We start from the raw sequence: 13,028 nt of genomic DNA, 5'->3' as shown, positions 1-13,028 counted from the left end.
CCTGCCCGACCGGGACCAGACGCTGATGAAGCTGGTGGTGGCCGGCCCGTTCGGGGTCGGCAAGACCACCCTCATCCGCACCCTCTCGGAGATCGCCACCCTGCACACCGAGGAGGCGATGACCGAGACCGGCCGCCCGGTGGACGATCTGGCCGGCCTGCCCGAGAAGGCCACCACCACCGTCGCCGTCGACTTCGGCCGGCTCACCCTGCCCGGCAACGTCGTGCTCTACATGTTCGGCACCCCCGGCCAGCGGCGGTTCTTCCCGCTCTGGCAGGACATCGCCCGCGGCGCCGTGGGCGCCCTGGTGCTCGCCGACACCCGCCGGCTGGCCGACTCCTTCGAGATCATGGACATGGTCGAGGAGCAGGGCCTGCCGTACGCCGTCGCCGTCAACCGCTTCCCGGACGCGCCGGAGCACGCGGTCGAGGTGCTGCGCACCCACCTGGACCTGCATGCCGCGACCCCGTTGCTGCTCTGCGACGCCCGCGAGCGCGACAGCAGCCTGGACGCGCTGATCGCGCTGGCCGAGCACGTCCTGGACGCCCTGCCCGCCGCCCCCGCCACCTCGGACCCCGCCACCCCGGAGCAGCCGTGACCGTCGAGTCCCGCCCGACCCCGATCCACGGCCCGGTCTTCGCCGCCGACCCCCAGCTGGTCTACGAGCGGCTGCGGCGGCACGGCGCGGTCGCCCCGGTCGAGGTCGCGCCAGGCGTCGAGGCCCTGCTGGTCACCGACTACCAGGCCGCGCTGGACCTGCTGCGCGACACCGACACCTTCTCCAAGGACTCCCGGGCCTGGCAGCGCACCGTCCCGCCGGACTCCCCGCTGCTGCCGGTGCTCGGCTACCGCCCGACCGCGCTGTTCAGCGACGGTGAGACCCACGCGCGCTACCGGGCGGTGATCACCGACGCCCTCGCGCTGTTCGAACCGCACCGGCTCCAGCGCCAGGTCGCCGGGACCGCGCACCGGCTGATCGACCGCTTCGCCGCCGGCGGGCACGCCGACCTGATCGCCGAGTACGCCCGCCGGCTGCCCGCCTTCGCGCTCACCACCTGGTTCGGCGTGCCGCAGGAGCAGCGCGAGGAGGTGGTGGACGCGATCACCGGGCTGATCGAGTCCACCGCGCGGGCCGGCGCCTCGTACGGGAAGCTCCTGGCGGTGGTCACCGCGATGGTCGCCGAGCGCCGCGCGCGCCCCCGGAACGACCTCACCTCGATGTTCGTCACCCACCCGGTCGGGCTGGACGACGACGAGGTGATCCGGCAGATCACCCTGACCCTGATCGCCGGGCACGAGCCGACCACCAACCTGATCGGCAACGCCCTGCTGCGGCTGCTCACCGACGCCCGCTACGCCGGCTCGCTGTTCGGCGGGGCGATGACCGCCCACCAGGCGATCGACGAGGTGCTCTGGCACGAGCCGCCGATGGCCAACCTCTCGGCCCACTACCCGCGGTACGACATCACCTTCCACGGCCGCGAGATCAAGGCGGGCACGCTGGTCCTGGTCTCGTACGCGGCCGCCAACTCCCAGGCCGCGCCGCCCACCGACGACGGCGGGCTGCGCAGCGGGGAGAGCGCCCACCTGGCCTGGGCGGCCGGCCCGCACGCCTGCCCGGCCCGGGACCCGGCCCTGCTGATCGCGATCACCGCCATCGAGCAGCTGGGCAGCCGCCTCAGCGACCTCGAACTCTCCACCCCCGCCGAGGACCTGCTCTGGCGCCCGGGCCCGTTCCACCGGGCGCTGATGCACCTTCCGGTCCGCTTCGCACCGGTCGAGGGGTAGGCCCGGACACGCCCGCCCGGACAGCACGCAGGCCCGGGACAGCACGCACGCCCGGGCACTCGGGCCCGAACGGCAGGAGGCCCGGACACCGTACGTGTCCGGGCCTCCTGCCGTTCGTCGCTCAGCCCTGCTCGGCCGGCTTCAGCGTCAGCGAGACGCTGTTGATGCAGTACCGCTGGTCCGTCGGCGTGCCGTAGCCCTCGCCCTCGAAGACATGCCCGAGGTGCCCGCCGCAGCGGGCGCAGCGCACCTCGACCCGGCGCATGCCGAGCGAGGTGTCCTCGATGTACTGGACCCGGTCCCCGGCCAGCGGCGCGTAGTAGGACGGCCAGCCGCAGTGGCTGTCGAACTTGGTCTCGGAGCTGAACAGTTCGGCCCCGCAGGCCCGGCAGCCGTAGACGCCGACCGTCCTGGTGTCGGTGTACTCACCGGTGAACGGGCGCTCGGTGCCCGCCTCGCGGAGCACGTGGTACTCCTCGGGGCTGAGCTCGGCGCGCCACTCGGCCTCGGTCTTCTCGATCTCGTAGCTCATCACGGCTCCCGGTCGCGGCGTTCGTGCGTGCGTGTGTCAGACGTTGGAAGCAACGTTCGCGAGGTGCTGAAGGCCTCCCCCGAGATGGTCAAGGATGGCCGGGCCCAGGTTGGTGACGTCCCCGGCGCCCATGGTGAGCAGCAGGTCGCCGGGGCGGGCGAGGCCGGCCAGCACGGCGGGAGCGGCGGCGAAGGAGTGCTCGGCGGCGACCTCGGCGCCGGCCCGGCGGGCGGCGTCGACGATCAGCTCGCTGGTCACGCCGGGGATCGGGTCCTCGCGGGCCGGGTAGATGTCCAGCACCACCGAGGCGTCGGCCAGCGCCAGGGCCCGGCCCATCTCCTCGGAGAGCTGCTGGGTGCGGCTGAACAGGTGCGGCTGGAAGACCACCAGCACCCGGCCACCGCCGGTCAGGCCCTCGCGGATCGCCTCCAGGTCGGCGGTCATCTCGGTGGGGTGGTGGGCGTAGGAGTCGATCACCTGGACCCCGGCGGCCTCGCCCTTGAGCTGGAGGCGGCGGCGCACGCCGGTGTAGGCGCCGAGCGCCTTGGCCAGGTCGGCGGCCGGGACGCCCAGCGCGACGCCGGCGGCCAGCGCGGCCACCGCGTTGTGGGCGTAGTGCCGGCCGGGCACCGAGACGGTGAACGCCAGCTCGGCGCCGTCCAGCAGCACGGTCACCTCGCTGGTCATGCCGCGGGCGACCACCGACAGCACCCGCAGGTCGGCGTCCTCGGCGGAGCCGACCGTCACCACGTTCAGGCCCTCGCGTCCGGCCACCCGGGAGGTGAGCTCGCGGGCGCCGTCGTGGTCGGCCGAGACCACCAGGGTGCCGCCGGGGACGATCCGGCCGACGAAGGTCTCGAAGGACTCGTAGATCTCCTCGATCGACGCGTAGTTGGCGTGGTGGTCCAGCTCCACGTTGAGCACGATCGCCACCTCCGGCGCGTACTTGTGGAAGCTGCGGTCGCTCTCGTCCGCCTCGGCGACGAAGATCTCGCCGGTGCCGTGGTGGGCGTTGGAGCCGGGCGCGTCGAGGTCGCCGCCGATCGCGTAGGACGGGTCCAGGCCCAGCTCGCCGAGGGCGACGGCGAGCATGCTGGTGGTGGTGGTCTTGCCGTGGGTGCCGGCCACCGCCAGCGCCCGCCGGCCGCCCATCAGCGCGGCCAGCGCGTCGGAGCGGTGCACCACCGGGATGCCGCGCTCGTGGGCGACGGCCAGCTCCGGGTTGTCGGCGCGGATCGCGCTGGAGACGACCACGCTGCTGGTGCCGTCCGGCACGTGCTCGGCGGCGTGGCCGACGTGCACGGTGGCACCGAGGGCGCGCAGCGCGAGGACGGTCTCGGACTCCTTGGAGTCGCTGCCGGAGACGCTGGCCCCGCGCACGGCGAGGATCTTCGCCAGGCCGGACATCCCGGCGCCGCCGATGCCGATGAAGTGCGGGGCGTGCAGGTCGTGCGCGGCGTCGTTCAAGGCGTGGCTCCGTAGGGGCGGGGGCAGACAGGGCGGGCGGACGGGACGGGAGGACGGAATCGTCCTCGCGGGCGGACCGCAAGGACGATTCTGCACCACCGCCGCACCGGGCCAGGAGTCGCTCAGGAGTCGCTGGCGAACAGCCTGAGCACCGGGACCCCCACCTTGTGCCGGGCCTGGGAGGCCCAGTCGCGGTGGAAGAACTCCTCCACGAAGTGCGGGGAGGTGAGCACCACCACCTCGTCCGCCCGCTGCTCCTCGACGACCGCACGCAGCCGCTCCAGCGGCCTCTCCTCGACCAGCTCGCCCACCGCCCCGGCCCCGGCCGTGCGCAGGTGGCGCAGGCTGTGCTCCAGCGACTCGGTCGCCACCGTCGGCGCGTTCCCGGACTCGTCGTGCTCGTGGACCACCTTGTCGAGGTGGCCGAGGGCGACGTCGTCGAGCGCCCGCAGCAGTTCGTCCTGCCTGCCGCGCGGCTGCATCAGGACGACGAAGGACACCTCCTCCTCGCCGTGGAGCGTGGTGACGAGTTCCACGTCCGCGTCGGAGAGAGCCTTTTCGATCATCAGTACCGTCTTGAACACGTGAGTCCCTTCCAGTGGCCGGCCCCCGGGCCCCGGCATCGCATAACGGGATCACGATCGGGGGGTCACGGGGTCATCCGAACCCAGGTGACGCAGGTAGCGAGTGAAGAGGAATCCTTTCTGCTCGATCAATGAGACCAGCTCCATCCGCTGCACGTCCGGCATTCCGGCATCGTGGAGGATGCGCGGCGCGTCGCCGCCGGTGAGCAGCGGGGCCAGCGACAGGCACAGCTCGTCCAGCAGGCCGGCCGCCGCGAACTGCCCCAGCAGACGCGGGCCGCCCTCGGTCAGCAGCCGGGTCCAGCCCCGCTCGGCCAGGGCCGCCACGCCCGCCCGCAGGTCCACCGAACCCGTGCCCGCGAGCACCAGGTCGGCCACCTCGGCCACCGCCCGACGACGCTCCGCATCGGCGTCCTCGGTGGTGATCACCACCGTCCTGACCAGCGGCTCGGTGAACAGCGGCGCGGTCAGGTCCAGCCGCAGCGAGCGGCTCACCACGGCGATCACCGGGGCGGGCGCCTGGCCCGCCGCCGCCCGGGCCGCCGCGAACTCCCGGCGCGCCCGGGCCGGACGGTAACCCTCGGCGCGGACCGTCTCCGCGCCCACCACTACCACGTCCGACAGGGCCCGCAGCACCCCGAAGATCCGCTTGTCCGCGTCGCCGGAGAGGCCCTCCGAGAGCCCGTCCAGCCTGGCCCCGCCGTCCAGGCCGGACACCATGTTGGCGCGCAGCCAGGGGCGCCCCTGATTCACCTGTTCGGGGTACGCGTAGACGGCGGCGAGCGATTCCAGTGCGGCCGGATCCGCGGGCCGGCCGCCCAGCGGGCTGATCAACTGTTGCATGATCCCAGTCTTCCACCGCCGGCCGTGCTCCGTCCGGGGCCGCGGGTCGTTCGGACGGCGTACGGGGCAGGCGTACCCTCTACTGATGTGCCCGCAGCCTCCCACTCCGCAACCGCGAACGAGCCGATAGCCGCCGCACTCGTGTCCGGCTCCCCGATCGCGCTCACCTCCCGCCGTCCCGTCGTGCCCGCCGAGCGGCTGGTCGCCGAGATGGTCCCGCCGCCCCGGTTCGCCGACGTGAGCTTCGGGACGTACATCCCGGACCCGACCCAGCCGAGCCAGTACGAGGCCGTCCAGGTCCTGGAGCAGTTCGCGGCCACCCTCGGCGGAGGAAACGGTTCGCCGCCCAAGCGCAGCTGGTTCCGCCGCTCCGCGCCCGCGCCCACCGGCCCCGCCGGGGTCTACCTCGACGGCGGCTACGGCGTCGGCAAGACCCACCTGCTCGCGTCGCTCTGGCACGCCGCCCCCGGCCCCAAGGCCTTCGGCACCTTCGTCGAGCTGACCAACCTGGTCGGCGCGCTCGGCTTCCAGCAGGCCGTGCGGACCCTCTCCGGGCACACGCTGCTCTGCATCGACGAGTTCGAGCTGGACGACCCGGGCGACACCGTGCTCGTCTCCACCCTGCTCGGCCGGCTGGTCGAGAACGGCGTGAAGCTGTGCGCCACCTCGAACACCCTGCCGGAGAAGCTCGGCGAGGGCCGCTTCGCCGCCGCCGACTTCCTGCGCGAGATCCAGGGCCTGTCCGCGCACTTCCGCCCGATGCGGATCGACGGCCAGGACTACCGCCACCGCGGCCTGCCGGACGCCCCGCCGCCGTACTCCGACGAGGCCGTCGGAGACGTCGCGGACCGCACCCCCGGCGCCTCGCTGGACGACTTCGACGCCCTGCTCGCCCACCTCTCCGCCGTCCACCCCAGCCGCTACGGCGCGCTGCTGGACGACGTCACCGCGGTCTGCCTGCGCGGCGTCAAGCAGGTCGACGACCAGTCCACCGCGCTGCGCCTGGTCGTCCTCGCCGACCGCATGTACGACCGCGAGCTGCCGATCACCGCCTCCGGCCTGCCCTTCGACCGGGTCTTCCCGGAGGAGATGCTGCGCGGCGGCTACCGCAAGAAGTACCTGCGCGCCATCTCCCGCCTGGTCGCCCTCGCCCGGGACAGCGCCAAGGCCTGACCCGTGACCCTCCCCCTCGCCCGGCAGTTGTTCCCACTGCCGAGCGAGGGGGAGAGGCATGACCGGTGACGAGTCCCGGGCGGGCTACGGGATCGAGATCGAGCCCGAGGTGCGGGTATGGCTCCAGAACTGCCCGACCACCGAGTACCGGGCTGCCGAACGCGCCGCCGACCGCCTCGCCGAGGACGGTGAGGCGCTGTCGTTCCCGTTGGCGAGCCACCTGGGCGGCCCGCTGCGGGAGCTGCGGATCGGGTCCATGCGCATCACGTACTGGCTCGCGCCGGGGCGGAGGGCTGTGCTGCTGACGGTCTTCCGCAAGACTAGGAACCGCGAGACCGATCAGGTCGAACGGGCACGCCGCGCGCAGAAGGTTTGCGAGGCGGAGCACCGGCCCGCCGCCGATCACGAGATCTACGACCGGGAGGAGCAGCGATGAGCAGCGGCTACCACACCCGCTGGACCGTGCCGGCGGAGCACCGGGAGAGCGAGGAGTACCGCGCGGCGGGGCGGCGGATGGCGCTGGCCGAGGCCGTGTACGCCCGGCGCTCCGCGCTCGGGTGGACACTCGCCGAGCTCGCCGAGCGGACCGGGCTGGACGAGGAGACCGTCGAGGGCATCGAGGAGAGCGGGGTCGATCCGACCCTTCCGCTGATCGAGCGACTCGCCGCCGCCTTCGACTCCGTCGTGCGGATCGACCCCGCCCGGGAGCCGGCCATGAGCTTCGAGGCCCACGCGGCCTGATCGAACCGGCCTCGCTTGTCAGTGGTGGGTCGTACCGTTGAGTGGTGCGTCCCATCACGAGTATTGAGCGGTCCGTGGCGCCCTTCGAGGTCGTCAGTCCCTTCCAGCCGAACGGCGACCAGCCGGCGGCGATCGCCGAGCTGGAACGGCGGATCAGGGGAGGGGAGAAGGACGTCGTGCTGCTCGGTGCCACCGGCACCGGCAAGTCGGCCACCACGGCCTGGATGATCGAGAAGCTGCAGCGCCCCACCCTGGTGATGGCGCCGAACAAGACGCTGGCCGCGCAGCTGGCCAACGAGTTCCGCGAGCTGCTGCCGAACAACGCCGTCGAGTACTTCGTCTCGTACTACGACTACTACCAGCCCGAGGCGTACGTCCCGCAGACGGACACCTACATCGAGAAGGACTCCTCGATCAACGAGGAGGTCGAGCGGCTGCGCCACTCGGCGACCAACTCGCTGCTCACCCGCCGGGACGTCATCGTGGTCGCCTCGGTCTCCTGCATCTACGGCCTCGGCACCCCGCAGGAGTACGTCGACCGGATGGTGCGGCTCAAGGTCGGCCAGGAGATCGACCGGGACGACCTGCTGCGCCGCTTCGTCGACATCCAGTACGCCCGCAACGACGTGGCCTTCACCCGCGGCACCTTCCGGGTCCGCGGCGACACCATCGAGATCTTCCCGGTCTACGAGGAGCTCGCCGTCCGGATCGAGATGTTCGGCGACGAGATCGAGGCGCTGTACACCCTGCACCCGCTCACCGGCGAGATCATCAGCCAGGACGAATCCGTCCACGTCTTCCCCGCCTCGCACTACGTGGCCGGCCCCGAGCGCATGGAGCGCGCGATCACCGGCATCGAGAAGGAGCTGGAGGGGACGCTCGCCCGGCTGGAGAAGCAGGGCAAGCTGCTGGAGGCCCAGCGGCTGCGGATGCGCACCACCTACGACATCGAGATGCTGCGCCAGATCGGCACCTGCTCGGGCGTCGAGAACTACTCGATGCACTTCGACGGCCGTGAGCCCGGCTCCCCGCCGAACACCCTGCTCGACTACTTCCCGGACGACTTCCTCCTGGTCATCGACGAGTCGCACGTCACCGTCCCGCAGATCGGCGCGATGTACGAGGGCGACGCCTCGCGCAAGCGCACCCTGGTCGAGCACGGCTTCCGGCTGCCCTCCGCGATGGACAACCGCCCGCTGAAGTGGGAGGAGTTCCTGGAGCGGATCGGCCAGACCGTCTACCTGTCGGCGACGCCCGGCCCGTACGAGCTGTCGCGCGGCGACGGCCAGGTCGAGCAGATCATCCGCCCGACCGGCCTGATCGACCCCGAGGTGATCGTCAAGCCGACCGAGGGCCAGATCGACGACCTGGTGCACGAGGTCCGTCAGCGGGTGGAGCGGGACGAGCGGGTCCTGGTCACCACGCTGACCAAGAAGATGGCCGAGGACCTCACCGACTACATGCTCGGCCTGGACATCCGGGTCCGGTACCTGCACAGCGACGTGGACACGCTGCGCCGGGTGGAGCTGCTGCGGGAGCTGCGAGCGGGCCGGTACGACGTGCTGGTCGGCATCAACCTGCTGCGCGAGGGCCTGGACCTGCCCGAGGTGTCGCTGGTGGCGATCCTGGACGCGGACAAGGAGGGCTTCCTGCGCTCCGGCACCTCGCTGATCCAGACGATCGGCCGTGCCGCCCGCAACGTCTCCGGCCAGGTCCACATGTACGCGGACAGGATCACTCCCTCGATGGAGAAGGCCATCGACGAGACCAACCGCCGCCGGGCCGTGCAGCAGGCCTACAACAAGGAGCACGGGATCGACCCGCAGCCGCTGCGCAAGAAGATCGGCGACATCCTGGACACCCTCGCCCGCGAGGACGTGGACACCGACGAGCTGCTCTCCACGGGCTACCGCAACCAGGGCAAGGGCAAGGCCCCGGTGCCGTCGCTGGGCGCGGAGCGCAAGCCGGCCAAGTCCCTGCCCGCCGCCGAACTGGCGGACCTCATCCAGGAGATGACCGACCGGATGCACACGGCCGCCGCCGACCTCCAGTTCGAGGTCGCGGCCCGGCTGCGCGACGAGGTCAAGGAGCTGAAGAAGGAACTGCGGCAGATGCGCGAGGCGGGTGTGGCGTAGGCGCCCCGCGCGAGCGCGCCCGCGCGGTGACCGGGCTTGGCCGGAATGGCACCGGTCAAGCCCGCGGGTGTCTCAGGCTTGCCACAAACGGGGAAACCCGGGGGAGGGCGGGGTGCCGCAGGGCCTAGGCTGGCCTGCGGCATCGTGCCCTCGGGACGGGGTTGCGGGCCGTACGCAGAGGGGGCCTCAGCCGGGGGACGGCGACGGGGTGTTCCACCGTGGAGCCGTGCGGGTGTGACCGCGCGGCCGGCAGAGAGGACAACGTCGTGTCGGTGAACCTGGCCAAGGGGCAGCGGGTCAGCCTCCAGAAGGGTCAGGGCGCCGCCCTGACCGTGGTCCGGATGGGCCTCGGGTGGCGGGCCGCCCCCAAGCGCGGGCTGTTCGGCAGCCGCACCCGGAAGATCGACCTGGACGCCTCGGCGCTGCTGTACGCCGAGCGCACCCCGTCCGACGTGGTGTTCTTCTCGCACCTGGAGAGCAACGACGGCTCCGTGCGGCACACCGGGGACAACCTGGAGGGCGGCTCCGGGGCCGAGGACGACGAGGCGATCCTGGTCGACCTGGCGCACGTGCCCGTGCACATCACCCAGGTGGTGTTCACGGTCAGCTCGTACACCGGGCAGACCTTCGCCGAGGTGCAGCGGGCGCACTGCCGGCTGGTGGACGAGACCACCGGGCTGGAGCTGGCCCGCTACGAGCTGGCGGGCGGCGGGCCGCACACCGGGCAGATCATGGCCAAGGTGGTCCGGGACGGCGACGGCGGCTGGGAGATGCAGGCGATCGGCGCGCCGGCCAAGGGGCGCACCTTCCAGGACCTGCTGCCGGCGATCGAGCCGTACCTGTAGCCCGGGCGGCTCCCGCCCCTCCCCGCAGGACCCGCCACTCCCCGCTCCCGCGGCACTCCCCGCTCCCGCGGCACTCGCGGCACCCGCCGCCCCGGCTCCCAGGGCTTCCAAGCCCCCGGGTTCCGGTGGCCCGCCTTGACGGTCTTTACCTTCTTTACCTTTCTTTGGAGAAGCTGTTACTCTCGTTGGCAGCGGAGGGGAGTATTCCTCGACAGCCGACCCCGTCATCACGGGTGCCCGTCGCGGCACCCCGGGGCGCTGGCCCGATGGGCGGAAGAGACCTCCGGCAGTGACGATGACTGTCTCGCCTACCTGCCGGAGGAGCAGTAGTGGACGTTTCCATGACCATGTGGGTCTCCACGATTCTGGTGCTGATCGCACTGATCGTGGCGGACTTCTTCATCGGAGGGCGCAAGCCGCACGAGGTCTCGATCAAGGAGGCCGGGATCTGGACGGCCGTCTGGGTCGTCCTGGCGGTCCTCTTCGGTGGCTTCCTCTGGTGGCACTCCGGTGCGCAGCCGGCGGGTGAGTTCTTCGCCGGCTACATCACCGAGAAGTCGCTCAGTGTCGACAACCTGTTCGTGTTCATCCTGATCATGGGCAAGTTCGCGGTGCCCAGGATCTACCAGCAGCGCGTGCTGATGTTCGGTGTGATCATCGCGCTGGTGCTCCGGGCGGTGTTCATCGCCGGCGGCGCCGCCCTGGTCTCCGAGTTCTCCTGGGTGTTCTTCATCTTCGGCGGCTTCCTGATCTGGACGGCCTGGAAGCTGATCAAGGAGGCCCGCGCCGAGGAGGAGGGCGAGGAGGAGTTCGAGGAGAACCGCGTCCTCAAGTCGATCACCCGCCGCTTCCCGGCCACCGAGGACTACCGCGGCACCAAGCTGTTCGTCCGGGAGAACGGCCGCCGGCTGATCACCCCGATGCTGATCGTCATGCTGGCGATCGGCACCACCGACGTGCTGTTCGCACTGGACTCGATCCCGGCCATCTTCGGCCTGACCCAGGACCCGTACGTGGTCTTCACCGCCAACGCCTTCGCCCTGATGGGTCTGCGCCAGCTGTACTTCCTGATCGGCGGCCTGCTGAAGAAGCTGGTCCACCTGTCGTACGGCCTGTCGGTGATCCTCGGCTTCATCGGTGTGAAGCTGGTGCTGCACGCCGCCCACGAGGCGGGCGCGGACTGGGCCCCGGAGATCGGCATCCCGTTCTCGCTGGGCTTCATCGTGGTGGTCCTGGCGATCACCACCTTCACCAGCCTGCGGGCCTCGAAGAACGCCGAGCAGGCCGAGCGCGAGAAGCTCGACGCCTGACGCGCCTGACGCCCGACGCGCCCTGATGCCAGGGGCGCCGGGCCGGTGCACCGCCGAGGCCCCCGCGACCGGAAACGGTCGCGGGGGCCTCGGCCGTTCGGCGGGGGCGGGGCGGGGCTACCAGCCGCGCTCGCGCCACTCGTCGAGGTGCGGGCGCTCGGCCCCCAGGGTGGTGTCGTTGCCGTGGCCGGGGTAGACCCAGGACTCGTCGGGGAGGACGTCGAAGATCTTCTCGGTGACGTCGCGGTAGAGCGTCCGGAAGGCCTCCGGGTCGCCCCAGGTGTTGCCCACGCCGCCGGGGAAGAGGCAGTCGCCGGTGAAGACGTGCGGGTGGCCCTGGGGGTCGTCGTAGACCAGCACGATCGCGCCGGGGGTGTGGCCGACCAGGTGGCGGACGGTGAGCTCGACCTCGCCGACCCGCAGCCCGGCACCGTCCGCGAGCAGCAGCTCGGTGGGGACGTCGATGCCCTCGGCGTCGTGCTCGCCGGCGGCCGTCCGGGCGCCGGTGGTGGCGACCACCTCGGCCAGCGCGCCCCAGTGGTCGTGGTGCCGGTGGGTGGTGACCACCGTTTCGAGGTCGTCCCCGACGGTCTCCAGCAGCACCGGCGCGTCGGCGGCCGCGTCGATCAGGAGCTGTTCGTCGGTGGCCCGGCAGCGCAGCAGGTAGGCGTTGTTGTCGTACGGTCCGACGGCGACCTTGGTGATGATCAGGTGGGCCAGCTCCCGCACGTCCGGCGCTCCGCCGACCTTGACCGCTCCGTGGTACGTCATCCGTTCGCTCCCTCTCCAGTGGCTCCTGGGATCATCCTCGCGCCGTCAGCCCATCGGGGGAAGCCGGGGGAGGGTGGTGCCGGGGGTGTGGCGCAGGCCGTCGCCGGTGGAGCGGCCGGAGAGCCACGCGGTCAGCGCGCGGACCGGGCCCTCGACGGTCAGGGCCGGGGTGCCGGTGCCGATCACGGCGCGGTCCTCGGTGTCGTCGGCGACCAGCTCCACGGCGGGCAGGCCGGCCTCGCCGGCCAGCCCCTCGGCGAGCCCGCGGAACCGGCTGACCGCGAACTCCTGCGGCCAGTGCGCCGGGGTGTAGCCGCCGTCCAGGTCGACGTGGTGGAACTCCAGCTCCACCACGCGCTTGCCCGGGATGTCGAAGGCCGGGAAGACGTAGCCGGAGCGGTGCCTGACCCCGACGGCCCAGGCCTCGGGGCCCATCAGCGCGGCGGCGGCCAGGAAGCGCTCGTGGGACTCCCGCAGGTCGGCGAGCTGGACCTCCAGCGGGCGCGGCGCGTCGCGCTCGATGTCCTGGTCGCGGGCCTCGTTGCTGGCGTACTGGGGGACGTCGGTGCCGGTGCGGGCGCCGGTCAGCAGGTTGACCAGGGAGTCGGCGTTACGGGCGAGGTGGGCCAGCACGTGGCCGCGGGTCCAGCCGGGCAGCGCGGAGGGCTCGGCGAGGGCCTCGGGCTTCAGCTCGGCCGCGGTGTGCAGCAGGTGCCGGGTGCTCTCCTCGACCCGGGCCAGGTGCCGGGCGGCGGCCGCGGCGGCGGAGTGCGGGTCGGTCGGCTGCGGGTCGGTCATCGAATCCGCCTTCTGTGACGAGAGGGTGCGTTGCCCGTGGG

General features: G+C 72.1%; 14 protein-coding genes. 8 read left to right on the top strand and 6 right to left on the bottom strand.

The annotated features are described in order from the left end of the window. Positions 1-25: 25 nt before the first annotated feature. Both ACFVUY_RS18080 and ACFVUY_RS18075 read left to right on the top strand, forming a co-directional pair. Positions 26-598 carry an ATP/GTP-binding protein gene (locus tag ACFVUY_RS18080; protein WP_359914400.1) on the top strand — a complete coding sequence of 191 codons (573 nt, stop codon included), beginning with the start codon at positions 26-28 and terminating at the stop codon, positions 596-598. Beyond that, a complete protein-coding gene (locus ACFVUY_RS18075) occupies positions 595-1,788 on the top strand; it encodes a cytochrome P450 (RefSeq protein WP_387730915.1) in 1,194 nt (397 codons plus the stop codon). Before ACFVUY_RS18080 ends, ACFVUY_RS18075 begins: the two co-directional genes overlap by 4 nt. A gap of 121 nt (positions 1,789-1,909) precedes the next feature. Here ACFVUY_RS18075 and msrB read toward each other — a convergent pair whose 3' ends face one another. The 4 genes from msrB to ACFVUY_RS18055 form a co-directional block, all read right to left on the bottom strand. Next, positions 1,910-2,320 carry a peptide-methionine (R)-S-oxide reductase MsrB gene (msrB, locus tag ACFVUY_RS18070; protein ID WP_380630987.1) on the bottom strand — a complete coding sequence of 137 codons (411 nt, stop codon included), beginning with the start codon at positions 2,318-2,320 and terminating at the stop codon, positions 1,910-1,912. 36 nt (positions 2,321-2,356) lie between these two features. Beyond that, positions 2,357-3,787 carry a UDP-N-acetylmuramate--L-alanine ligase gene (gene murC, locus ACFVUY_RS18065; protein ID WP_387730913.1) on the bottom strand — a complete coding sequence of 477 codons (1,431 nt, stop codon included), beginning with the start codon at positions 3,785-3,787 and terminating at the stop codon, positions 2,357-2,359. A gap of 122 nt (positions 3,788-3,909) precedes the next feature. Then, the gene (locus ACFVUY_RS18060; protein ID WP_359915318.1) at positions 3,910-4,371 is read right to left on the bottom strand and encodes an indole-3-glycerol phosphate synthase; all 462 of its coding nucleotides are present in this window, start codon (positions 4,369-4,371) and stop codon (positions 3,910-3,912) included. 51 nt (positions 4,372-4,422) lie between these two features. Then, positions 4,423-5,214: a pyrimidine reductase family protein gene (locus ACFVUY_RS18055; protein ID WP_387730910.1), complete on the bottom strand. Its 792-nt coding sequence runs from the start codon at positions 5,212-5,214 to the stop codon at positions 4,423-4,425. A 126-nt stretch (positions 5,215-5,340) separates the two neighbouring features. Between ACFVUY_RS18055 and zapE the strand changes: the two genes are divergently transcribed. The 6 genes from zapE to ACFVUY_RS18025 all read left to right on the top strand — a co-directional run bounded on the left by zapE (position 5,341) and on the right by ACFVUY_RS18025 (position 11,418). Next, positions 5,341-6,387, top strand: a complete 1,047-nt coding sequence (zapE, locus tag ACFVUY_RS18050) for a cell division protein ZapE (RefSeq protein WP_387685895.1) — start codon at positions 5,341-5,343, stop codon at positions 6,385-6,387. Between the two features lie 58 nt (positions 6,388-6,445). Beyond that, the gene (locus tag ACFVUY_RS18045) at positions 6,446-6,823 is read left to right on the top strand and encodes a type II toxin-antitoxin system RelE/ParE family toxin (RefSeq protein ID WP_387730907.1); all 378 of its coding nucleotides are present in this window, start codon (positions 6,446-6,448) and stop codon (positions 6,821-6,823) included. Beyond that, the gene (locus ACFVUY_RS18040) at positions 6,820-7,128 is read left to right on the top strand and encodes a helix-turn-helix domain-containing protein (RefSeq protein ID WP_380668710.1); all 309 of its coding nucleotides are present in this window, start codon (positions 6,820-6,822) and stop codon (positions 7,126-7,128) included. The genes ACFVUY_RS18045 and ACFVUY_RS18040 overlap by 4 nt, the downstream gene beginning before the upstream one ends. Before the next feature lie 44 nt (positions 7,129-7,172). Continuing rightward, a complete protein-coding gene (uvrB, locus tag ACFVUY_RS18035; protein WP_387685612.1) occupies positions 7,173-9,263 on the top strand; it encodes an excinuclease ABC subunit UvrB in 2,091 nt (696 codons plus the stop codon). A 266-nt stretch (positions 9,264-9,529) separates the two neighbouring features. Next, positions 9,530-10,108 (top strand): TerD family protein, encoded by a 579-nt coding sequence (locus ACFVUY_RS18030; RefSeq protein ID WP_359915324.1) that lies wholly within the window; start codon positions 9,530-9,532, stop codon positions 10,106-10,108. Between the two features lie 329 nt (positions 10,109-10,437). Continuing rightward, the gene (locus tag ACFVUY_RS18025) at positions 10,438-11,418 is read left to right on the top strand and encodes a TerC family protein (RefSeq protein WP_387685615.1); all 981 of its coding nucleotides are present in this window, start codon (positions 10,438-10,440) and stop codon (positions 11,416-11,418) included. Between the two features lie 117 nt (positions 11,419-11,535). On the opposite strand, the gene ACFVUY_RS18020 is transcribed toward ACFVUY_RS18025, so the two are convergent. Continuing rightward, positions 11,536-12,189 carry an MBL fold metallo-hydrolase gene (locus tag ACFVUY_RS18020; protein ID WP_359912905.1) on the bottom strand — a complete coding sequence of 218 codons (654 nt, stop codon included), beginning with the start codon at positions 12,187-12,189 and terminating at the stop codon, positions 11,536-11,538. A 45-nt stretch (positions 12,190-12,234) separates the two neighbouring features. Continuing rightward, positions 12,235-12,987: a maleylpyruvate isomerase family mycothiol-dependent enzyme gene (locus ACFVUY_RS18015; RefSeq protein ID WP_387730905.1), complete on the bottom strand. Its 753-nt coding sequence runs from the start codon at positions 12,985-12,987 to the stop codon at positions 12,235-12,237. Between the last annotated feature and the right edge of the window lie 41 nt (positions 12,988-13,028).

This window comes from Kitasatospora sp. NPDC058063, from assembly GCF_042885395.1.
In the GTDB taxonomy this organism is placed as follows: Bacteria; Actinomycetota; Actinomycetes; order Streptomycetales; family Streptomycetaceae; genus Kitasatospora; species Kitasatospora lactacystinica.
The sequence above is the reverse complement of the archived record's forward strand: the minus strand, read 5'-3'. Positions and strand labels throughout refer to the sequence as shown.